The 23,620-nt window shown below is 47.9% G+C and carries 18 protein-coding genes; 10 read left to right on the top strand and 8 right to left on the bottom strand.

Annotation, left to right across the window (positions count from 1 at the left end; translation table 11 throughout):
• Positions 1 to 17 precede the first annotated feature (17 nt).
• Positions 18 to 806 (top strand): SDR family oxidoreductase, encoded by a 789-nt coding sequence (locus tag MHB85_RS28655; protein WP_091012847.1) that lies wholly within the window; start codon positions 18 to 20, stop codon positions 804 to 806.
• Between the two features lie 112 nt (positions 807 to 918).
• On the opposite strand, the gene MHB85_RS28650 is transcribed toward MHB85_RS28655, so the two are convergent.
• Entirely contained in the window at positions 919 to 1,467 is a 549-nt protein-coding gene (locus tag MHB85_RS28650) for a GNAT family N-acetyltransferase (protein WP_036612698.1), read from the bottom strand.
• Positions 1,468 to 1,515: 48 nt separating this feature from the next.
• Positions 1,516 to 1,773 carry a DUF2164 domain-containing protein gene (locus MHB85_RS28645; RefSeq protein ID WP_091012850.1) on the bottom strand — a complete coding sequence of 86 codons (258 nt, stop codon included), beginning with the start codon at positions 1,771 to 1,773 and terminating at the stop codon, positions 1,516 to 1,518.
• 265 nt (positions 1,774 to 2,038) lie between these two features.
• On the opposite strand from MHB85_RS28645, the gene MHB85_RS28640 reads away from it, so the two are divergent.
• Positions 2,039 to 3,772 carry a glutamine--tRNA ligase/YqeY domain fusion protein gene (locus MHB85_RS28640; protein WP_192134923.1) on the top strand — a complete coding sequence of 578 codons (1,734 nt, stop codon included), beginning with the start codon at positions 2,039 to 2,041 and terminating at the stop codon, positions 3,770 to 3,772.
• 946 nt (positions 3,773 to 4,718) lie between these two features.
• Here the strand turns inward: MHB85_RS28640 and MHB85_RS28635 are convergent.
• Positions 4,719 to 5,912 (bottom strand): MFS transporter, encoded by a 1,194-nt coding sequence (locus MHB85_RS28635; RefSeq protein ID WP_091012853.1) that lies wholly within the window; start codon positions 5,910 to 5,912, stop codon positions 4,719 to 4,721.
• A 162-nt stretch (positions 5,913 to 6,074) separates the two neighbouring features.
• Between MHB85_RS28635 and mobA the strand changes: the two genes are divergently transcribed.
• Positions 6,075 to 6,704, top strand: a complete 630-nt coding sequence (gene mobA / locus MHB85_RS28630; protein ID WP_192134925.1) for a molybdenum cofactor guanylyltransferase — start codon at positions 6,075 to 6,077, stop codon at positions 6,702 to 6,704.
• On the opposite strand, the gene MHB85_RS28625 is transcribed toward mobA, so the two are convergent.
• Positions 6,674 to 7,618 carry an AraC family transcriptional regulator gene (locus tag MHB85_RS28625; RefSeq protein ID WP_341074058.1) on the bottom strand — a complete coding sequence of 315 codons (945 nt, stop codon included), beginning with the start codon at positions 7,616 to 7,618 and terminating at the stop codon, positions 6,674 to 6,676. The genes mobA and MHB85_RS28625 overlap by 31 nt on opposite strands.
• A 275-nt stretch (positions 7,619 to 7,893) precedes the next feature.
• Here MHB85_RS28625 and MHB85_RS28620 point away from each other — a divergent pair, with 275 nt between their 5' ends.
• From MHB85_RS28620 to MHB85_RS28595, 6 genes are all read left to right on the top strand, one after another.
• Complete coding sequence (locus MHB85_RS28620; protein WP_192134929.1) at positions 7,894 to 9,897, top strand: beta-galactosidase; 2,004 nt, start codon at positions 7,894 to 7,896, stop codon at positions 9,895 to 9,897.
• A gap of 346 nt (positions 9,898 to 10,243) precedes the next feature.
• Positions 10,244 to 12,034, top strand: coding sequence for a histidine kinase (locus tag MHB85_RS28615; protein ID WP_192134931.1), 1,791 nt, complete (start codon positions 10,244 to 10,246; stop codon positions 12,032 to 12,034).
• Positions 12,031 to 13,140: a response regulator gene (locus MHB85_RS28610; RefSeq protein WP_223199793.1), complete on the top strand. Its 1,110-nt coding sequence runs from the start codon at positions 12,031 to 12,033 to the stop codon at positions 13,138 to 13,140. The genes MHB85_RS28615 and MHB85_RS28610 overlap by 4 nt, the downstream gene beginning before the upstream one ends.
• Before the next feature lie 147 nt (positions 13,141 to 13,287).
• Complete coding sequence (locus MHB85_RS28605) at positions 13,288 to 14,568, top strand: ABC transporter substrate-binding protein (protein ID WP_105600177.1); 1,281 nt, start codon at positions 13,288 to 13,290, stop codon at positions 14,566 to 14,568.
• Between the two features lie 182 nt (positions 14,569 to 14,750).
• Complete coding sequence (locus MHB85_RS28600; protein WP_091012865.1) at positions 14,751 to 15,635, top strand: carbohydrate ABC transporter permease; 885 nt, start codon at positions 14,751 to 14,753, stop codon at positions 15,633 to 15,635.
• The gene (locus MHB85_RS28595; RefSeq protein ID WP_062836914.1) at positions 15,632 to 16,459 is read left to right on the top strand and encodes a carbohydrate ABC transporter permease; all 828 of its coding nucleotides are present in this window, start codon (positions 15,632 to 15,634) and stop codon (positions 16,457 to 16,459) included. Before MHB85_RS28600 ends, MHB85_RS28595 begins: the two co-directional genes overlap by 4 nt.
• A 168-nt stretch (positions 16,460 to 16,627) precedes the next feature.
• Here the strand turns inward: MHB85_RS28595 and MHB85_RS28590 are convergent, their stop codons facing one another.
• A complete protein-coding gene (locus tag MHB85_RS28590) occupies positions 16,628 to 18,121 on the bottom strand; it encodes an aminotransferase-like domain-containing protein (protein ID WP_192134934.1) in 1,494 nt (497 codons plus the stop codon).
• A 135-nt stretch (positions 18,122 to 18,256) separates the two neighbouring features.
• Between MHB85_RS28590 and MHB85_RS28585 the strand changes: the two genes are divergently transcribed.
• The gene (locus MHB85_RS28585; RefSeq protein ID WP_192134936.1) at positions 18,257 to 18,865 is read left to right on the top strand and encodes a LysE/ArgO family amino acid transporter; all 609 of its coding nucleotides are present in this window, start codon (positions 18,257 to 18,259) and stop codon (positions 18,863 to 18,865) included.
• 212 nt (positions 18,866 to 19,077) lie between these two features.
• On the opposite strand, the gene MHB85_RS28580 is transcribed toward MHB85_RS28585, so the two are convergent.
• From MHB85_RS28580 to MHB85_RS28570, 3 genes are all read right to left on the bottom strand, one after another.
• On the bottom strand, positions 19,078 to 19,914 hold the full coding sequence (locus MHB85_RS28580) for a methyl-accepting chemotaxis protein (protein WP_192134938.1): 837 nt from the start codon (positions 19,912 to 19,914) through the stop codon (positions 19,078 to 19,080).
• 213 nt (positions 19,915 to 20,127) lie between these two features.
• A complete protein-coding gene (gene moaA / locus MHB85_RS28575) occupies positions 20,128 to 21,129 on the bottom strand; it encodes a GTP 3',8-cyclase MoaA (RefSeq protein ID WP_192134940.1) in 1,002 nt (333 codons plus the stop codon).
• Between the two features lie 119 nt (positions 21,130 to 21,248).
• Positions 21,249 to 23,474, bottom strand: coding sequence for a methyl-accepting chemotaxis protein (locus tag MHB85_RS28570; RefSeq protein WP_341074056.1), 2,226 nt, complete (start codon positions 23,472 to 23,474; stop codon positions 21,249 to 21,251).
• Between the last annotated feature and the right edge of the window lie 146 nt (positions 23,475 to 23,620).

Here is a 23,620-nt window from a genome sequence, read left to right as displayed (position 1 = left end):
GAGGAGGAGGAACAACGATGGACATGGGACTTCAAGGAAAAAAAGCACTGGTGCTGGCTTCCAGTCGCGGACTGGGCAAAGCGGTAGCCGCTCAATTGGCAGCAGAAGGTGCTGACGTCATGCTTGCCAGCCGGAGTGAAGAAAAGCTCGCAGCAGTGAAGCAGGAGCTTCTGGCGCTAGGTGGTGGGGGACGTGTGGAATATTGTGCAACCGATGTGACACGCAAGGAAGATATTGAGGCTCTGATTGGCAAGACAGCGGAGTTGTTCGGGCAGATTGATATTCTGGTGAACAATTCGGGAGGTCCGCCATCGGGTTCATTTGAGTCACTGACGGATGAAGATTGGGAACGGGCATTTGAATTAAATGTGCTCAGCTATGTAAGGCTGATTCGTGGTGCACTTCCTTATATGAAAGAACGCGGAGGACACATTGTCAATATCGCTTCAACTTCGGTGAAGCAGCCCATTCCGGGTCTGGTGTTGTCCAATACGTTCCGTACCGGCGTGTTTGGATTGGCGAAGACCTTGTCTCAAGAGCTGGCTCCATACGGAATTTTGATCAACACGGTAGCGCCGGGGCGTATTGCAACAGACCGCATTCGTGAGCTGGATGCAGCACGGGCAGAGCAGAACGGAATTAGTGAGGAAGAGGTATCTGACCAATTCCGTAAAGAGATTCCACTAGGACGTTACGGTCAACCGGAGGAGTTTGCCAAAGCGGTGGTCTTCCTGTTATCCGGGGCCAATACGTATATTACCGGAACCTCATTGATCGTGGATGGTGGCATGGTCCGAGCCCTATAAAAGTCATGAATACAATAAAATACCCTCTGTCACCACATTCCGTGGAGATAGAGGGTATTTATTGTATTCCGATATGTTGGGAGAGATCACTCCGATTCATTATGTAGGCGAATTAGCGCAAGAGTTCCCATTCATGCTGAAGCATGCCGTACACCGCATGGTTCACGTAACCTTTAGGCAGTTTCTCTGCCTGACGAATTACACCCTCGAGAACAAATCCAAGTCTTTCAGGGATAGCGCGACTCCGTTTGTTGTTTGTTGCCGAGCGAATCTCGACGCGATTCAGATCCAGGGTCACCAGAGCATAATCAACCAGAACGCGACAAGCGCTTGTCATCAAGCCCTGACCCTCAAAACCTTTGCCAAGCCAGTATCCGATGCTTACCGAGCGGTTGGTCCAGTTAATCTCGTGGAATCCAATCACGCCGGCTAGATCCCCTTTTGACCATACTCCGGCGGTGAATCCGCCATTTTCGGCACCTTGTTTTAACGCGTTGGTAATAAAGTTCGAGGTGTGTTCCACTTCTGTCACATGATCCACCCACGGCAACCAATGTCTCAGTTGATCCCGCGAACGATCCGTCAGTTCGAACAGCGGTTTGGTATGTTCCATGGCGAGTGGCCGGAGTTCGGTATATTCATCCAATGAATAGGTAAACATGAATGCAACCTTCTTTCTTTGTATAGTATGGGTTTATTTTGTAGTGGATTAACGGGAAGTCTTGGGTAACTTTTGCTCCAGTGCAAACAGGTCTTCTTCCATTGAGGCCATGCGTTGATTGACCGTTGTGCGTGCGTCACGGAGTGCCTGATTATATATGTAGGGAGCGAGCTGTGTCATGAACAGGTCGAGGACACCCCAAGCGGCCAGATCGCCAAGTTCTTCGCCACGTTCCTCTTCGAAATACGACTGAATGGTGCGAATGGCTTCATCCTGCTGTTCTTTGGTCAGTTTAAGCGAGTTCAATGGAATGGGAAACCCTCCCTTTAATTTGGTTTTACTATCATGCTACATGATTCGAGCGAACCCGTCAAAATGGTTTAGGGCCTATTTATGCACGGTTGATCCTGACTTTGGTGCCGTTCTTTATTGAACTCCTCCCCCGTTAAAGGTATATTTAAATGAAACGCGTACGAAACTTTCCAAGAAAATAGATTTTTTCAGGAAATGACTTCGTTATTAAGGAATTATAGCCGGAATTGCAGCAATTCCCGAAGGCTCCAATCCATTCATGAAAGGTTTGATACCTGTGGACAATCGTACAACCCCACCTAACTTTATCAAAAATATTATTACCGAAGATCTCCGGTCTGGGAAAGTCCAGGAAGTTATTACCCGTTTTCCTCCGGAACCGAACGGTTATCTGCATATCGGCCATGCCAAGGCGATCTGGATTAACTTTACGCTGGGCGGCGAATTTGGCGGTAAAACGAACCTGCGCTTTGATGACACGAATCCGGTCAAGGAAGATGTGGAGTACGTTCAATCGATTCAGGAAGACGTGAAATGGCTCGGATACGAGTGGAACGAGAAACGTTTTGCCTCGGATTATTTTGATGAGATGTACAACCGTGCTGTCTTGTTGATTAAAAAAGGTAAAGCCTACATCGACGACCAAAGCGCCGACGAAATCCGTGAAATGCGCGGAACGCTGACGGAGCCGGGTAAGAACAGCCCGTACCGTGATCGTTCGGTGGAAGAGAATCTCGACCTGTTCACACGTATGCGTGCAGGCGAATTCAAGAACGGAGAGAAAGTGCTGCGTGCCAAGATTGATATGTCTGCACCGAACATCAATCTGCGCGATCCGGTTATTTACCGGATTTCACATGCACACCATCATAACACGGGTGACAAATGGTGTATCTATCCAATGTACGCCTTTGCTCACCCGCTCGAAGATGCAATTGAAGGTGTGACGCACTCTCTCTGTTCCCTGGAGTTTGAGGATCAACGTCCATTCTACGATTGGGTTATTGCCGAGTGTGAGATGGAGAACAAACCGCATCAATATGAATTTGGTCGCCTGAATCTGTCCCAGATGGTAACAAGCAAGCGGAAGCTGAAACTGCTCGTGGATGAAGGACATGTGGATGGATGGGATGATCCACGTATGCCAACAATTTCGGGTCTGCGCCGCCGGGGTTATACACCGGAAGCTATTCGTGATTTTGTATATGAGACAGGCATTTCCAAAAACTATGGAGTTATCGACCTGCAAACGCTGGAGCATTTTGTCCGTGAAGACCTGAAACTGAAAGCTCCACGCACGATGGCTGTCCTGCACCCGCTCAAAGTGGTTATTACCAACTACCCTGAAGGGCAAGTGGAATGGCTTGAAGCAGAGAACAATGTGGAGAATCCAGAGATGGGTAATCGCCAAATTCCGTTCTCCCGTGAGATTTATATTGAACAAGACGATTTCATGGAAAATCCGCCGAACAAATATTTCCGTTTGTTCCCTGGCAACGAAGTTCGTCTGAAACATGCATACTTCATCAAATGTAACGATGTGATCAAAGATGCAGAAGGCAATGTGACTGAGATTCATTGTACCTATGATGTGGAGACAAAGAGCGGCAGTGGCTTCACTGGTCGTAAAGTCAAAGGAACAATCCACTGGGTAGAAGCGACTCAAGCGGTACCTGCTGAATTCCGTCTATATGAGCCGTTGATCCTGGATGAAGCACCGGAGGCAGAGGTGGAAGTGGCAGTAGCTGGGGCTGAAACTGAGGTTGTGGAAGAGCAACCGGAGAAAACGTTCCTGGATCAACTGAACCCGAACTCCCTTGAGATTGTTAACGGGTTTGTGGAGCAAGAGATGAAGGAAGCGAACGCTCAGGATAAATTCCAATTCTTCCGTCACGGTTACTTCAGTGTAGATCCGAAACATTCCGAGCCAGGACGTCCGGTATTTAACCGGGTCGTATCCCTGAAAAGCTCGTTCCAACTGCCGAAGGCGTAATGTGGTTGGATAAAATTTATGGCCTGTTCGTCAGAGTGCTGGTAAGCAGCCAAGTTATAAGTTAAAGGGAGGGCATCCTTCGTCCATGATTATGGCGAAGGATGCCCTTTGTTTTTCTGGATCTAGCCAGGTCCAGTTTTAGACGTAGTAATACAATTTTGCATGAACATGAACATGAACATGAACATGAACATGAACATGAACATGAACATGAACATGAACATGAACATGAACATGAGCTGAGGCCTTAGATGTGCGTATGAGGCAAAAATCTAACGAACCGAGGACACGCTATTCAAGTGTATTTCGGCATTCCAGCAACGTAACGAATCGTAGACACCTTATTTCCTCGCTTTGCCTGTCTTTTTGGGATTTTTAGTGTCTTTTATGCGAAATAAGGTGGCTGAGATTCCTTAGCTTTAACATATCGTGAAATTGATGCAAATAAGGCGTCTAAGGTTCGTTAGCATTAAAAGCAGTGCTGTGTTGAGAGAAGAGGGATTATAAATGAAAGTCAGGAGAGTTATGAGAACCGGAATAAAGTTCGGGATAAGTTATATTGCTGTTGTAAAGTTAGTTTGAGATACAGGGAGGACTGAATCAGAGTACAAACTAGGAACTACTAATGTATCTTGCCACTATTAAGTTGTAGTGGGTACAGTTCAGTCTGGAACTGTACAAGGTGAGGGGCATTAAGTCGAGAGCGCCCCTTTCTCTGTTCTTCTTTACTACTACTATCCGTAATCTTTTGTTTGAATGTTTGAACGTTAATTTACACAATAACGGAGAGGACAGAAGAAAGCTGGAGAAGCGGAGCGTTCGCCTTTATCCCTGGATTTTACCCTTTGAAAAGGGAATCAAAAAATCCAGGGATAACAGCGATCGAAAGATTCTTCTGTCATCGTAGTGCTTAAGTGGGAATCTTTCAATTCTTTCTAACAAAATATTATCTGTCCTCATCCATATTACCCATCTCAGTCAATACAACTGGCTGATAGCCGTTACGTCGATTCGATAACCACATGATGCCAAATCCAACAGCGCCAATGAGCGAGAAGAATACACCAATGCTATACATGATTTCCGCACCGAAACTCTGGAACAACCAGCCGCCGAACAGACCGGCAATCACGCCGGAGAGACCTCCCCAGGCCATCGTGTAGACCGCTTGACCGGAGGAACGGTAAGGTCTTGGAATAAATAGCATGGTCAGCTGCGTACCTACATAGAAGTACCCACCAAACGTAATGGAGTGCATCAACTGAATGAATACAATCTCCAGCGGGTTGTTAGCCAGTGCCATGAGCTGCCAGCGCAGTGCAAACAGCACACTGATCAGAATGAGAGATGCCAGGAGCATGCTCATTTTGCGTTTGAGCAAGCGGTCGAGAAGCAGGAATACGCCGACTTCGAGAATGGATGAGGTGAAGATGGCCCAGCCAACCATTTGTTTGTCGCCACCCATTTCTACAATATATAGTGACATAAAAGTACTGTTCATCGCATTAGGCACTGATACGAGTACACCCAGGCCGATAAATGCCATAAAATACGGATTGAACATGACTTTGCCAAACCGCCGAAAAGTAACCACGGGTGTATCCGAAGCGATTGGTTGTCTGGGTAGAAATACGGATAATACAAAGGCTGTGGCAATCATGCATGCAAATATAATGGATACACTGCCGATGCCAAAACGGTCAATGAGCGGTCCGGCAGCGACAGCAGTCAGCGCCCAACCGAGTGAACCCCAGAGCCGGAATGACCCAAATTTTTGGTTTGTACCATCGATATATCCAAGAATCAGGCTATTGGTTTGAGCAAATAATGGACTTTGAAAAAAATAAAAGAAAATCATGGCTACATAGATCCATGTATAAGTGGGCGCATAGAATACACCCTGGGCGAGCACAAATGTGCCTCCCATCATAATCATCAGAATGATGCGAATGTTGCGAGATTTATCGCTCCAGAAGCCCCAGAACGGGTTAGCAAACAAGGATACAAAGGGGCCAATCGCCATGAGACTGCCAATCTCCAGTTTGGTCATGCCAATCTCTTGCAGGTAAAGCTGCAAGAATCCGGCGAAGATCGAGATGGCTCCATATATGAAAAAGTTATATAGTTTCAGAGAAAACAATGAGGGATTGCCTCTTGAAGGTGCAGGTCTGTCCAATTAAGCCATTCCTTTCAAATGCATATTGTTCAATGTATCATTTGTTGAAAGGGGATTCAATGCATAGCGAACGTTTTGAAATTGATGCAGTCAAACACATATCGTGATCTGAAGGAGGATAACAACATGAACACGAGGGAATGGACAGGCATCATATTGGCAGGAGGTTTATCCAGCCGCATGGGGACCAACAAGGCCATGCTGGAACTAAACGGTTCCCTTGTACTGCAACATGTCACGAAGGCCATGAGATCCGCAGTATCCCGTATCATCGTGGCTGCCGGACCCAATGTGACAACCTACGGTGCAATGGGCTACGACTGCGTTCAGGATCACTATCCGGGGAAGGGGCCACTCGCCGGTCTTCACGCGGCGCTGGAAGCTTCCGATACAGAATGGAATCTGGTATGCGCCTGCGATATGCCGCTCCTGCAAACGTCTTTCTTTAATGGAATAAAAAAACTGGTCGAATCACATAACTCTTATGCTGCTATCGTTCCACGCGTGGATGGACATGTCCACCCTCTTGCAGGGGCTTATCACAAACGAGTGCTTCCTGATCTGGAGCAGCGTCTGAACCAGGATCATCTTCGAGTTATGCGATGGCTTGAAGAGATCGGTTGCCTCTATGTCGAAACGGAAGAGCTTAAGAGAGTGGGCGTTCATCAAGTAGCAATGCAAATGAGTAATATGAACACGCCGGAAGAGTACGAGCGTATCCGTAATCAAGATTCTGGACTCGATTCCGATCTGTAGGATACAGGTTCGCCTGATGCATCTGCATGATGATTGCGATATTGAAGCGGGCTTTGGCCTGTCCAACGTTTGAATTGTCTGCTGAAATGGGACAGATGGGTGTAACCGAGCTTCCACGCAATTTCCCCGAGTGACAGCTCTGGCTGTTCCATCAGCACTTTGGCCTCCTGCAACTTCAAGCTGGACAGGTAAGCCCTGGGCGATCGCCCGTACACCTTGCGAAAGACCTGTAGACCATATCCCGGGCTGATGCCAAACGAGGATATAATTTGCTCTACTTTGACCGTGGATACACTGCTTTCCTTGGTTCGAAGCTGGGCATGGAATGCCTGCTTGATTGCCTCCGCTATAGCTCCCGCATAATGCATGGCTGTTGGAGCTGGTGCATGTGAAGCAGCAACGGAAGTGGTGGCCTCCGGTTCATTGTCAGCGGCTTGGGACAACAGGGCGAACAGTTCAAACATGCGGGCCTGCATGATCATTTTGTCAGTGGACGTGTAGGCCTCAGATACGTTAATCATCCCCATCCAACTCTCCAGCACAACGCGCATCTTCCTATTATCAGTCGTACCTGCTGTGTAGATTCGGCTATGCTGTGACATCAGCTTCAGGGTGAAGACCGGATCATCCACATTAAAGTGAGCGCTAAAATAAGTCATGCCTTCCGTGGATACACATTGATTCGTATGTTTGAACCCGGGAGGAATGAGAAGAATGGAACCTTCCTCCACGGTATAGGTATAACCATGAATCACACTCTCCTGCGTACCTTCGATGATCAACATAATCTCAAAGCCTGGATGTGATTCCTCCGGCATCGCCCATCCATAGGGGACTTGTTGGCTGTGCGCACCATAGAATTTGATGTTACAGTCGATAATAGGTAGCCAGTGGGCCAGCGTATGGTGAGGCATTTCTCGGAGCTGTGATCGCATATCCATCATATTCACCTCGGAAAAGGGTAAAAACAACTTGCCTTATACAATCGGCACCCGTAGTATACTTCATTATAATCAGTTTAACGCAAGCATGGATAATCCATGGAACGCATCAGCGTTTGAAGTGGTTGCTGAACAACCCAAGTTCTTCAACCGATAATAATGTAAACGCTACCATTATGGATTGGAATATGTCAACTCTTGCACACGTCAAGATCATTATATTTTCCACCTAAAAAGGAGATTAAATCATGGAGAAATTATTATATGGCGTAGCTTACTATGATGAATATATGCCTTACGAAAGATTGGACAAGGACATTCAGATGATGAAGGATGCAGGGATCAACGTGGTCCGTATTGCAGAATCAACCTGGAGTACTCATGAACCACAGAATGGCGTATTTGACTTCTCTTCCGTAGACCGTGTGCTGGATGCCATGCATGAGGCGGGGATTCAGGTTATCGTAGGAACACCAACGTATGCTGTTCCAACGTGGATGGTCAAGGAACATCCGGACGTGCTGGCTACTACCTCACAGGGACCTGGCAAATATGGGGCAAGACAGATCATGGACATTACCCATCCAACCTATCTATTCTATGCCGAGCGGATCATCCGCAAGCTGATCTCTCGGGTAAGCACACATCCGGCGGTCATCGGTTATCAGACAGATAACGAGACGAAGCATTACAATACGGCAGGAGATAATGTACAACTGCAATTCGTCAAATATATGCGTAACAAGTTCAGCTCCCTGGATGAGTTGAACAAGGAATTTGGCCTCGACTACTGGAGTAATCGGATCAATAGCTGGGAAGACTTCCCGTCTGTGGTAGGAACGATCAACGGTAGTCTGGGAGCTGAATTTGCCAAGTTCCAGCGGCAGCTGGTAACCAACTTTTTGGCTTGGCAAGTGGGGATTGTGAATGAATACAAACAGGAAGGACAGTTTGTTACCCAGAACTTTGACTTTGATTGGCGTGGATATTCCTACGGCATTCAAGGGGATGTGGACCATTTTGCCGCATCGAAACCTTTTGACATCACCAGTGTGGACATCTACCATCCTTCCCAGGATGATCTGACCGGCATTGAGATTTCATTCGGCGGGGATGTGGCACGTTCCACCAAACAATCGAACTATCTGGTACTCGAGACCGAAGCACAGGCGTTCTGGCATTGGGTTCCCTATCCGGGACAGCTGCGTTTGCAGGCATTCAGTCATCTGGCATCAGGAGCAAACATGGTCGCTTACTGGCACTGGCATTCGTTACACAATTCGTTTGAGACGTACTGGAAAGGTTTGCTCAGTCATGACTTTGAACCGAATCCGGTATACAACGAAGCCAAGACCATTGGCAGGGATTTTGCCCGTCTCAGTCCAAAGCTCGTTAATCTGAAGAAAAAAAATCGGGTGGCGGTGCTGTTCAGCAATGAGGCCCTGACATCAATCAAGTGGTTTGGTTTTAATTTCACCAGTGACAAGAATTATAATGATGTGGTGCGCTGGATGTACGATGAATTATATAAAATGAACATTGGCTGTGACCTCATCGACCCATCGGTTGAGAGTTATGCGGAATATGACGTGCTCGTTGTACCTGCTCTGTATGCTGCTTCGGATGCATTGCTGGAAAAATTGAATCAATTCGTACAGGATGGCGGACATATCGTCTACTCGTTCAAAAGCGGATTTGCAAATGAGCATATCAAGGTACGCTCTACCCGCCAGCCCGGCCTGATCAGTGAGGCATGTGGGATCAGCTATAACCTTTTTGTAGAGCCAAAACATGTTTCGCTGCGCGATGATCCATTTGGAGTTGGTGAAGAACAGAACCAGATTCATACCTGGATGGAGCTGATTACACCAACAACGGCTGAAGTACTCGCTTGGTATGATCATCCGCATTGGGGTGAATATGCGGCAATTACCCAGAATGCCTATGGAAAAGGCAAAGCAACCTATGTCGGATGTTATACCAGTTCTGCGGTGATCCGTAAGGTGTTGGAACGTGTGATGAAGGAAGCTGGCGTATGGGGTACTGATCAAGAGCTGGCTTTTCCGATCATAGTGAAGACCGGTGTGAACGATCAGGGGAACATGATTCGCTACTATTTCAATTATGCAGATGAGGCAACATCCTTCGTGAATGCTTATGGAGAAGGGACTGAACTTCTGGCCGGAACCCTGATTGCTGCGGGAGAGAAGATCGAACTAGAACCATGGGGCGTACGGATTATCGAACAATAATAGGAAATAATAAATATAGGTATATAAGTTGAATTTAACATGTACACGTTAACGGAGAGGGCAGAAATAACCTGAGGAAGCGGAGCTAAAAGCTTTCTGAAAGAAAGCTGCATCGGAAGCATATACTTCGCCTTTATCACCGGATTTTCTCCTTAGAAAGGGAATCAAAAAAATCCGGTGATAACAGCGATCAGAAGGTTGTTCTGAACACGTAGTGATCTCGTGTAACCATTCATTTTATTGTATAACGTGGATATTTAACATTTCCAAACGAATATCAAGACCAAAGCGCCCTCGGCTTCCATGCTGGGGCGTTTGTCTATTTTAGCTCAGGAGTGGATGCGCTGTGTTTACCGAATGTTATCGGAAGCTGACAGATCCTTTCAAACGCAGCATTCGCAATAAATTGATCCTTACCATGACGCTGCTGGCTGTTCTGCCCGTCATTGTCATGACCGCAATGGCAGCCGAAAATACCCGCTCTTCCATGGAAGAGGAGATTATGGAGACCAACCGGGCGAACATGAACTGGGCCTCTATTTATCTGGGTGAACAGTTCGCCCGTATGAACAATATTATCTATTCCATTCAGATCAGTGACGAATTGCATCAGTATCTGGCGTTAAACCAGGAAGCGCCGACAGCCAGCCGATTTGACGAACAGAAGGCCATGTTCAATATGCTGAACAGTGTATACTATTCCGCTGGCAATTATGTATTTGGCGTTGAACTGTATCTGAAGGAACTGGACACCCTGTTCACCTTCAATTCCATGGATTCTCGCATCAAAGCGGTATCGGAAATACCGGAAGGATATCATGAGCTTTTTGCACAACATAAAGATTTTACGATTATCAATGATCCGGACGATCCGCAAAAGTTTCACATGACCCGCAGCATGAACCGCTTCGAGGATCAGGCACAGATCGGCGCCATCAGTCTGGAGGTCAAGTGGGCTGAGTTCAATCAGACCTTGGAGCTGCTGGATAGCAGGGGGGATTATGCAGTATACATCGCCGACAGTGTGGGCAGCCCGGTCTATCAGCCGAATCAAGACATCCAGCCGTCCGCTGAAGCATTGGAGAGATTGGCAGGTACCAAAGAAAGTTCCGGTTTCATTCGTACAGCCAAGGAATACGTATTCTATCATTCCATCGAACCGTCAGGACTGCGTGTGATCAAGATTGTACCTGCCCATGTGATTAACGAGAGTGCCTTGGAAACGATGAAATACGGACTGGTTGTAGGTGGCCTGGCAACCGTCATTTCTGTGGGAATAGCTGCGCTCGTGGCCTGGCGCACATCAAAGCCCATCGTCCGACTGGCCAATTCCATGAAGGGTATTCAATTGATTAAGGACAGAGAAGTGGTACGAAGCGGCCGGGTTGATGAGATTGGTCTGTTGGAGAAAAATCTGCATGGCATGTCAAGCCGTATCCGGGAACACATTCGCGACAACTACCTGATGAATCTGGAGAAACAGACGGCGGAGCTCAAAGCACTGCAATCCCAGATCCATCCGCATTTCCTGCAAAATACGTTGCAGATGATTGGCGGTATGGTCTATTCGCAAAAACCTGCTGACAGTTATAAGGTCATTCGAGCCTTGAGCGAGATGTTTCGTTATATTGTGCGAGCGCCGGATGGACTTGTCCCTTTACAGTCTGAACTCGATCAGTTGGAACATTATATGCTCATTCAGAAGCAGCGTTTTGGCGGCAAACTTGAATATACACTGGAGATTACCGGAGAACTTCGGGAATGTTATATTCCCAAGTTGTCTTTGCAACCCATTGTGGAGAATGCATTTTTGCATGGTCTGGAGAAGAAACCGGGTGAGTGGAAGCTGGGCATTGAAGTCGTCTGTGAACCTAAAGAGGTAACGATTCGAATTCGTGATAACGGTGTGGGTATGGATGCTGAGAAACTAACGGAGATGCAGTCCAGACTGGAGCGTCTGACCTGGCAGTCCGATCGGGTGTGGAGTTCTGGTACAAGTATTGGACTGGTCAATGCCGCCTCAAGAATCATAATGCATTTTGGACCTGAATACGGGATGAGTGTGGAAAGTGAATACGGACAGGGGACGAGTGTTACGGTACGAATCCCCTGCAATACGGGAGGCGAAGCCTTGTGAACAAGGAACTGTACAGAGTATTGCTGGTGGATGATGAACCGTGGAACCGGGATATTTTGCGCAACCTGGGGGATTGGAAGGAACTAGGGATGACCGTTGCTGGTGAGGCAGAGGATGGTGAGCAGGCCATACAACTGGTCAAGCAGCATCAGCCTCACATTATCATTACGGACATGCGTATGCCCGGTACAGACGGTGTGGAACTGCTACAGACGCTAAGCGGGCAATACCCACAGATCAAGGTGATCGTGGTGAGCGGGTATGATGATTTCAATTATGCCAAACACGCGATCCGTCATCGGGCTGCTGACTATCTGCTCAAACCGGTGAATCCGGATGAACTGAATGGTGTACTGGCCAAATGTGCCAAAGAATTGGAAAAGGTTGAATCTGCGCCGGAATCATGGGAAGCATATCCGCCTTCCTTTGCTGGTGATTTCTCTTTGTTTCAACAGCAGGCTCGCTTGCGGTTTAACGACCTGAACATTCAAAGTCTGCGAGAATGGTTCCAGCAACTGCAGCAGAAGCTGGAGCATAGCGAGATTAACAGACCCCGGCAGCTTGGACGAGTGGCCTATGAACTACAGGCTTTGCTGGATGAACTGTGTGTCTCCAATGGGTTGTACGAGGGGCGCGAAGCAACGGCTTTACCTCCTTCAACAGCGCTGGCTTCCATTGAATCCACGATCGCATGGATTTCGACTCCATACTACCAGGCTTTGGAGCAACTCATTGCGCAGCGTAAATTCAAGAATAAGCTGAACCTGAATGAGGTGAAGCAATACATGGAGCAGCACTGTATGGAGATGATTACCCTGGAGCAGCTCGCCCAGATCTTTTTTGTCAGCAAGGAATATCTCAGCAAGGTATTCAAGAAAGAGTATGAGGTGAATGTGACCGATTATGTCGTCCAGTTACGCATGACACGAGCGAAGGAATGGGTGATGGATGATCAGATCCCGTTCAAACATATTGCCGAGATGGCGGGTTATGAGGATGTGTCCTACTTCTATCGGGTATTCAAGAAACATTTCGGAGTTTCACCGGGGGAGATGCGGAAGGGACAGGCTCGTATATCAGGCAATTCAGGCAGTAGCACGGAATGAGCTGTTCGAGAAAGCATTTGCGGCAGGATTAAGGTTTAAAATAATCCAATACACAAGTCTAATTTTGTCCAATGAAGCGCTTTCATTTTCTGATATATAATGAGCCTATGAAAGACAAACCAGTCACACACCGGGAGGTCATAAGAGATGAAAGTATGGAAAAGCGTAGCAAGTGCGGTACTGGTCAGTGTTCTGCTCGCAGGTTGCGGTTCCAATGCAGGAACGGACAATGGGCAGGAAGAATCGGCATCAGGCAGCACGGTGTCCCTCAAAGTATTCGTTGCACAACCTCGGCTGAAAGAACACTACGATAAATATATAGAACAGTTCAAAGCCAAGGAAAAAGCAGAGAAAAACATTGAGGTGAACGTGCAACTGGAGATGCCGCCAGCAGACAATGCACCTCAGATTCTGAAGACACGTCTCGCCTCCAATGATGCACCGGATGTGTTCGCTCTGCATGCAGTTAATGAGATTCCACCATTCAGCAAAGCTGGTTATCTGGAAGACCTGTCGGGCCAACCTTTTGTCGATAAGCTGCTGGATTCGGTTAAACCTTCCATAACGGATGCGGAGGGCAAAATCGTAGCTGTTCCACTGGAAACAGTATCATGGGGCTATTTGTACAATAAAGATATTTTCAAAGAGCAAGGGCTGGAAGTGCCAACGACGTTAACGGAAATGAAAGCGGTCGTGGAGAAACTCAAGGCAGCCAACATTACACCGTTTGAACTGTCCTACAAAGAAGCTTGGATTCCGCAATTATTCCTGCCACTTACCGTGGGTGCATTAACTCAGTCGGAGCACAAAGACTTCGTGGAGAAGATGAATCAGGATCAGGGTTCCTTCTCCGATATGAAAGCATTGTTCGATATCTTCGATCTGGTCAATGCGAATGGTACAGATAAAGCGCTGGAAGTGGGCGGAGATGATGGTTCAGCAGCCTTCGCTTCAGGAAGCGCCGCGATGTGGATTCAGGGACCATGGTTTGCCGAAACCATTCTGAAGTCCAACCCGGACTTGAACTTTGGTGTAGCACCAATGCCGATCAATGACAATCCGGATGATACCAAAATCAATCTGAGCACCTCCACTTCGCTGGCAGTATCGTCATCTAGCAAAAACAAAGAAGTGGCACTCGATTTCGTGAACTACATTCTCGATGACAAGGATTCAAGTGCATTCTTCGAAGCGCTCAAATTTAATCCGATTGCCAAGATCCATGACTTCAAGAGCTTCCCGTGGGTAGACGATGCCCAGAAATATGTGAGTGAAGGTAAAGCTTATGAGGACCCATCCCTCCCTCAAGCGGTGAAAGACGAGTCAGGCAAAGCGTTACAAGGCTACTACTCTGGGCAATTAAATCAACAGCAGGTTATCGATGCGCTCGACAAGGCGTGGAAATCCTACAACAAAGTCAACAAGTAAGGAGTTGCGAGGAATGGAGTATCCGCTTGCTTTTGTTGGCAAATCTCTACGGTTTGAGAGCTTGTCAACAAATTAGCGGTACTTTGTTTCGTCGCAGTCTCCAAGCAGATGATACGGCAGGCAGAACGTTCTTCGTTCCCTCCTTTGCAATCATCCGCTTCGAGTGAAAAGGGGGAGAACCTATGGCTACGAATGTGTTCAAGAAGTATCTGTCACTGCTCGCGTTCACTGCGCCTGCCTTTGTCATCTATGCGATTTTCCTGCTGTATCCCACGTTTAGTGGCCTGTTCTATAGTCTGACGGATTGGAACGGACTCAATCGGGATTACAGCTTTATCGGTCTGGGCAACTTTGTGGAATTGTTCAAAGAAGATCCCGACTTTCTGAACTCCCTGTGGTTCACGATGAAATATGTAATATTTATGTTGATTCTGCAAAATGGAATTGCCTTGCTGCTCGCCGTGTTCATTGAGTCACGGACGCGCAGCAAAGGGCTTTTCCGGACGCTGTTCTTCATGCCTAACATGATCAGTACAATCATAAGTGCTTTCATGTGGACCTTCATCTTCTCTCAGGTGCTGCCACAGCTCGCAGAGAAACTGGCTTTTTCGTTCCTCGACCAGCAATGGTTGGGTGATCCGAAGTTTTCATTTTACTCCATTCTGATGGTATCGCTCTGGAATGGTGTAGGGTATATGATGATCATCTATCTGGCTGCTCTCCAGGGTGTGCCGAAAAGCCTCAAGGAAGCGGCTGTTATTGATGGGGCCAATGCATTCCAGGTACTTCGCAATGTGGTGTTGCCGATGATTACTCATGCCGTGACCATCTGTTTCTTCCTGACGCTGAACGGAGCATTCAAAGTGTTTGAAGTGGTGTATGGACTGACGGGTGGTGGACCGGGCCGGGCCACACAGGTTATCACAATGAACATCTATGAAGAAGCGTTCTCCAACAACTTCAGGTACGGCTATGCGAGTGCCAAATCGGTTGTGCTGTTCATCATCGTACTCATCTTTACACTCATCCAGATCACCGTCATGAAGAAGAAAGAGGTGGAAGCATGAGGATGCAACGACTGAACAGTTATCTGATTCGCCTGCTGCTGATCTTGGGATCTCTCGTGGCCATGCTGCCGATCTACATGGCGGTGGTGAACTCTTTCAAAACACAAGGAGAGATGTTCCAGTCCTTTATTGCGCTGCCGACGACGCTGCACTGGGAGAACTATTCGGACGCATTTAACAAAATCAATCTGTTGGGCAGTTCGATGAACTCGGCGATTGTATCCTTTCTGGGGATTGGTGGTATCGTCTTCTGTGCCTCACTTGCGGGATACAAACTCTCACGTACCTCTGGCCGCTTGAGTAACCTGATCTTCTTCCTGTTTGTTGCATCCATGCTGGTGCCGTTCCACTCCATCATGATTCCGTTGACTCGGGTAGCCAAAGGCATGGGTGTACAGGGAAGCACGTACGGATTGGCCCTGATCTATATCGGGCTTGGTGTGAACATGGCGATCTTCCTCTATCACGGGTTTGTGAAGTCTATTCCGCGTGAATTGGAGGAATCGGCTCAGATTGACGGATGTAATGAGTTCCAGACTTTTTTCCAGATTATCTTTCCGCTCTTGCTTCCGATCACAGTCACCATCGCGATTCTGGACTTCCTGTGGATCTGGAATGACTTCTTGTTGCCACTGCTCATGTTGACTGATGTGAATCGTTATACGCTGATTCTGTCCACAAACATGTTGTTTGGTGAATATAACAAGGAATGGCCGTTGATTTTGTCCTCTCTGGTACTGACTGCGATTCCGGTTATTCTGATCTATGCTTTCTTCCAGAAGTTCATCATGGAGGGGATTGCGGAGGGTGCGGTCAAAGGGTAAGCGAATAGCAGAATGATACGATGGAATCCCGGAGCGCTACTGGTATCGACCCGCTTTTGGTATTCGATCAAACTTACAAAACTAACGCAAAAAGCCTTGATCTGAAGGACATTGTCCTTTTCGGTCAAGGCTTTTTTTGGTTGTGAAATCAGGAACCAGCATTTGAAATCATGAGCCAGAATCCATGAGCCTGTGTACAGCTTCTACGAGGCATTGTAGTCCACGCTCCATCTCATCAGGAGAAGCATAGGCGTAAGAGAGCCTGATATGACTCGCATCCAGCCGGTCATATAGGTAGCCCGGGTGGATAAGTACATTCTGTTCCAGACAGGTATGGAACAATTGGCGGATAGAGAGAGGGGATACAGTGAATTGCAGCCAGATATAAAAGCCGCCAGCAGGTATTTTCCACTTTGCTATGCCATGAAAGTGACGTTGCAACATATCCAGCATGAAGTCTCTGCGTCTGCGTAGCTCAGGGCGAAGGCACTCCATATGTTCTGCATGATGCCCTTCGGCGAACCACAGGGCAGCGGCTTCCTGCGCGAGTGAACTGGTACCGTAGTCGGTCTGCATCTTGATATCCGTGAGCCGGCGTATGACCGGCTCTGGCCCCACCAGCCATCCGAGGCGTAAGCCGGGACTGACTGCCTTCGACAAGGTGCCCATATGCAGCACCCGTCCTTCCTGGTCACGCGCCTTCAGCGATGACGGAGGAGGTGTATCCAGCCACAGATCACTGTAGGCGGCATCCTCGAGTATGGAGATGCCTAATGTTCGAGCGGTGGTCATGAGTTCTTCCCGGCGGTGATCACTCATCACAGAGCCCGTGGGATTGTGAAAGCTCGGTATCGTATAGAGAAGCGAGATATGGTCTTGATCTTTTACATGCTGCGAGGCATTCTCCAGGCGTGCAATGTGCAGTCCTTCATCGTCCATCGGGATTCCGCTCATTTTCAACCCTGCCGATTGAAAGGCGTGAATGGAATACAGGTACGATGGTTTTTCCAGCAGAACTGCTGATCCGCGAGGGAGCAGTCCGACCGATATCAAGTGCAGTGCCTGAAGAGAGCCGGAAACAATCAGTATGGAATCTGGAGAGGCCTGAATGCCAGTCGTCTGCAAATGGGCGGATAAAGCCTCACGAAGCTCCAGGCTTCCTTGAGATTCCAGGTAGTTGAGGGTACGAGAACGCTGGGACAGGGAGTACAGAATGTCGTTAAAAGCATCCTGAGGCATCAGTTCCGGGGCAAGCTCCCCTGTACCAAGACGTATGATGCCAGGCCGGAATTCAGCCTGGTTAATCTGCTGGATCTCGGGCATGTTGGGATAATACCAACCCTCCTCGATGGCTTCGTTCCAGTTGGGCATCGCTCCGTGAGCCATACCATGCCAACCGGAGCCGGTAATAAAAGTTCCTCCGCCATGTCTGCCTTTAATCAGACCAGCGGCGGTCAGGTTATCCAGGGCAGTGACCAATGTACTGCGGTTCACCCCCATGGACTCAGCCCATATTCGCTGTGAGGGGAGACGATATCCTGCTGACCATTCGCCCGTTGTGATCTTCTTGCGGATATAGGCTTCAATCTGGCGATATAAGGGCAAGTCGAGAGAAGGATTCGGCTTCCAACCCATGTTTAGTCGAGAATCAGAACGTTCCATGACAGGCAGGATCACCTCTGTTTGTCTTTTTAACCAACACTATAACATTTGGTTGGGTCTGATGCCATCCAAGTGGTTGGTTACGTCAGCCATTATCTGCCCTACGATGGAATACAGAGATAAGGGGGAAGAACGATGGAGGTTGTTATTCATGCAGTCATTCTGGCGTTTGGTTTGATCTTGCCACTGGGTGTGCAGAATGTGTTTATTTTTAATCAGGGCATGAGCCAGAGACGTTATATACATGCTATGCCTGCTGTAATAACGGCAGGTGTCAGTGATACGTTGTTGATCGGGGCAGCTGTTGGAGGGGTGTCGCTTATTTTGCTGCAATGGCCAGTGCTGGCGAATGTGTTGTATGCAGCAGGAAGTTTGTTTTTGCTGTATATGGCATGGAGTATCTGGAGGTCATCCGAATTAGTCGAAGGTTCACAGGCGGTAATGTCCGCGGGGCGTCAGATTGCGTTTGCCGCATCAGTATCTCTACTCAATCCCCATGCTCTGCTGGATACGGTTGCCGTGATTGGCACCAGTTCACTTCAGTATGAAGGCGTAGAGCGCATGTATTTTGCCCTGACAGCCGCGGTTGTATCTTGGATATGGTTCTTGGGACTTGCAGGCGCGGGCAGGGTGATTAGGAGAACGGATCGAACTGGACGCATCAGTCTGGTGTTTAATCGGTTGTCCGCTGTAGTCATGGTTGGGCTGGCGGTTATGATGCTGTGGAAGCTCATCTATTCATAGATGACCGTGATGTAGCGGGCCCATCTTGTTAAAATAAAAAAAACTCCCCGTGACGTTAATCGCACGGGGAGTTCAATGTAGATGCTGAATTTGGTGATCAGCATAGCCTGGTGATCTGGTTATTGAGATGAAACATGTAGAGCTCGATACCGCTTCGGTGTAGCGTCTTTTATATATGGTTAATCATTGGAGTGAAGGTCATCGTATCGAATTTATTCTGCCTTCAACAGCATGGATTCAATAAACACTTTCAAATCACGGCTTACAGTGTTCAACTGATCAATGACCTCGCTGAACTCGGTTACCATCACAGCCTGTTGGTTGCTAGACTGTGAGATCGATGTGATCTCCTGCTCCATCTGCTGAATGGAATGCTGAACATCTTTCAAGGAACGTTCGATATTCACCGTTGCTTCTTTGGTACCCGTAGAAAGTTTGCGCACTTCAGATGCAACGACGCTGAATCCGGCGCCTGCTTCGCCTGCTCGGGCTGCTTCGATAGCCGCGTTCAAGCCGAGTAGATTGGTCTGTTCTGAGATTTCACGGATGAATGCGGCGACTTTGTTAACCTCGCCTGAGTTCTGCACAGCCATGCGAGTATTATCCAAAATCTGTGTAGATGAGGCTGTCAATTGTTCGGATTGAGCGGCTACCGTCTGTACCATATCCGTCAATCTGCCGCTGATCCCGCCGATCAGTTCAGTGAAGTACTCCAGTTTCTCCTCATTCTGAAGAGAGAAACCAATAGCAAGTGTGCCTACGATATTTCCTTGCTCATCCCGAAGAGGGGTGGCCGCCGAGTTGATGGATGTGCCATAGAATTTTGCATCAATTCGGTTCGCTGAAGTCTCCCCATGTATAAGTGCACGGCGGAGTGTAGGGTCATCGAGGGAAACGGGGTCTCCAGCCTTGATGCCCAGATCGAGCTCGTTGCTGGGAACATAATACCAGAACTTCTCGGTATCCGTTACTGCAATCATGATATCGTGTTCCTTGAGCATAATTTTAAAATACGGACTCGCTGCAACGAGTGCTTCAACAATGTTCAATAAGGTTCAGCTCCTATAGTGTATGTGTGCATATCATCTAGATGTATTGTATATACATCGTCAGAATTATGGGAATCTTGAAGACCCAACAAGGGCAATAAGATATATTAATTAAATTTTTAACAAATGAAACAGGAGAATTGATTATTTTCAGAAATTTATGAAAACATGACAAAAAAGCAGGCGAGAACAATCAAGTTCTCGTCTGCTTTGTTATCCGCCAATCTGGGACATGCGGCGTACCGTCGGTGTATGAGATTGCATTTTTTGTTCCAAAGCCAGAGCCATCTCATGATTCTTCGGTTTCGTACCCAGCGCTTTGAGGAAGAGTGCCGCCATGGCATCCGGATCATCCACGAAGCGGCGAACATTATACTCATCCGACCAGTACAGGCAGGCTTTGATATGTCCGTCAGCGGTCAGCCGAAGTCGGTTGCAATTGTCACAGAAATGATCGCTCACGGGATGAATCAATCCGAATGTGCCTTCGGAGCCCACAATTTTCATATTGCGTGATGGGCCATTGCCCGCAGGGCCTGTTGTATTTTCTACCGTCCAGCCTGCTTCAGCACATACATCTGTCACAGCTTCCAGCGGCAAATAAGATTTGCGCCATGAATCCGAAGCATGTCCAATCGGCATATATTCAATAAAACGCACATGAAGAGGTTGATCCATCGTCATTGCAATAAAATCCTTGATCTCATCATCGTTGATACCCTTCATCAGCACAACATTTAGCTTGATCGGAGCAAGGCCAGCGGCTGTTGCAGCTTCAATGCCTTTCAGCACCTTGTTCACATCTCCGCCGCGGGTAATCATGGAGAAGCGATCGGCGCGCAGGGAATCCAGACTGATGTTAATCCGGTTCAATCCAGCGTCTTTCAATGCCTGAGCTTGCTTATCCAGTAGAAGAGCGTTGGTCGTCAGTGCAATATCGTCAATACCGTCAATCGCCGAGATCATGCCGACGAGCTTATGCAGATCCTTACGCACCAGCGGTTCGCCCCCGGTGAGCCGAACTTTACGCATGCCCATCGGAGCAAGCACCTTCAGCACCTGTGCGATCTCTTCGTAGCTCATAATCTCATCATGTGGAGCAAACTCCATGCCCTCTGCAGGCATGCAATACACACAGCGTAAATTACAGCGGTCCGTAACAGAAATACGGATGTAGTCATGTATCCGGCCAAATGAATCCTGAAGCAATTCCATGCAGACCACCCTTTCATCGGTTCAGATTGGAAATCTTCTATTATAAATGATACGACAATTTCAAAAGGAACAGTTGCATCAAATTTTAGCTATTTCTCCAATCCGCGTCAACGATGACGTCAGATGACAGCATTTTTGGCGGGGTGGTTCAGGTGGAATTGTCCCACGACTTGTTGCAGAAAGACCGTAATGGCTTCCACATTATGCGAAGAATGCTGAACCTGTAACATATCACGGATTAGCTCCATCATCTCGGCCTCCACTTCAGCGGAAGTAGCCCGATTCTGATGGCTGATTGCAGCGATATTTTCCATCAGCATGACCACTTGATCCACGACTTGTGTGCGCTCAGGTTCTTCAGCGGTAGCATTTTGCAGAAGTTGCGAAGCGGCCTGAACCAGTGTCGTTCCTTCAGCAAGTACCTGATCACCCTCTGTGATTAATTGGGATGCAGCTCCTGCTGCAGTTGAGATTCGGTCCAGAATCTGATGAATATTTTCAGTAGAAGAACGGGATAAATCAGCCAGCTTACGAATTTCCCCTGCCACAACCGAGAAGCCTTGACCATGTTCACCCACGCGTGCAGCTTCAATGGTAGCATTCAGAGCCAGCAGATTGGTCTGAACTGAAATTTCATCAATGACAGCCAGTGCGTGGTAAATCTCTTTCATCGTATCTATGAAGGACAGGATGGTACGATTAGTATCGGATACCGCTCCTGAGATTTGGGTCATTTTATCGCCGATTCGTTCCACTTCCTGCTGGGCCACGCCGATCTGTTCGGTTGCAGAGGTCTCCAGTTGTTGCAGCGTTATGCGCATGTGATCGGCAGCAATTCTGGCCTGGTCGAGATCTTCCAGTTGGGTGCGGATGGCCTGGATCATTGAACCAAGCTTTTGGTTCACTCGTTCAGTCGTGCCCTGGGTTGTCTCTGTTGAAGTTCGCATCTGATACTGGTTGTCCATAACGTCTACCGTGGCAAGTTGTACCTTCAGCATAATGCCTTCCAGAGAATCAATCATGTTGTTGATCCACTTCGCCAGTTCGCCTGATTCATCTTGGGCAAAAGCAGACGTGTCCAGGCGTTGGGTCAGATCACCTCTGCCTTCGGCGTTAATTCGAATAAATCGGCTGATGCGACGCAAGTCTTCATGAACTCGTCCATATTGGCTACGATGCAGCTGTAATGCAGTGAAGAATCCAAATAACACATTAAAAGCGGCCATTGCTGCCGTGCTCCAACCACTACCAGTGAAGGCATAGACAAGAGCTGCTCCTGCAATGCCTGACAAAAGCGTGAAGAGACTGTGCTGCTTGAACTGGCGCCAGCCGATGCTTCGTATCCGATACACTTCCTCCAGATCCCCTTCACACATCATGCCCCAGCGATCAGGACAGTGTGGCAGCTGGAAGGTGATGCCTTTGCCGATTACAGAAATATGGCGATAATCCGAGTAGCCGGGAAAAGCTACGAACAGATTGGAACCATTCTGAATGGTGTTTGCTACTCCGGGGTGTAGTTCTCCGGTCGACGGATCAGTGAACATGAGTTCCAGTTCGGTATGCTCCTTAACGGAAACGATACCCCATTCGGTGGTGACACCATCTTTGAGATTTTCCCCATGTGTAAAAGTACGATCCTCGAAGCGGCTTCTGGACAAGGCGGTGCCGGGTTGCAGATGTGGCCTTAATATCGACTCAGCCATAAAGAGGTAATTGTCACCGGAATCGGGATAGATATGACCTGATTCTCGTTGGATCAGGTCACCCAGTACATCCCCGGGTACACGGCTACATAATGAACCGACATAGCGACCTTCCTGCAGAATTGGTGAGATAAACAGCAAGGTGACATCATCGTGAAAAGCGGACGAGCGTGGACCAATATCCAGCGTCAGTGGATCAGAGTAAGGACCATACAAGCATTTTTTTTCATGTCGATCTGCTCTGGAGTACTTCAATCCTGGTCCTATCAAAGCTTCGTGATCCTCATAGATCTGTCCAATATGTTTCTTATATGTAGAGAATACCACCTGATTCTGTTCGTTCATCATGAATAGCTCCGTACTATCAACGGCTCGAATATAACTGGCTTGAAACCATGCATCTAGTTTGCTTCGTTGCTGTGAACCTTGTAATACATCCTGTAATTGGACCGACTGTATCTGTTGAAGCAAACGGTCCAGGTGATTCCACTGTTCATCTGCCCAGTCCATCATAATCTGCCGTCTCGTTTCGGCAATTCCCTCAAAAATCTGTTCCACATCTTCCTTCATATGTGCGTTCAACCGATACGATTGCCACAGCGGCAATCCTTTTCTCCATCCCAGCCAATCAAACATCATGACCACCCCGATTTCTGGATTTGAAAGCTTCGTTCTATTGATCTTTGGATAGACCTATATATGTGGTTTTCAAAGTGATATGTGACAAAGGAAGCCAGCCTGCGTGGTGATTGATCCGGAATAGTGATACCGCCTTCATCATTCAG

Origin of the sequence: Paenibacillus sp. FSL K6-4396, from assembly GCF_038002525.1 — a bacterium.
Lineage (GTDB): Bacteria > Bacillota > Bacilli > Paenibacillales > Paenibacillaceae > Paenibacillus > Paenibacillus amylolyticus_B.
The sequence above is the reverse complement of the archived record's forward strand: the minus strand, read 5'-3'. Positions and strand labels throughout refer to the sequence as shown.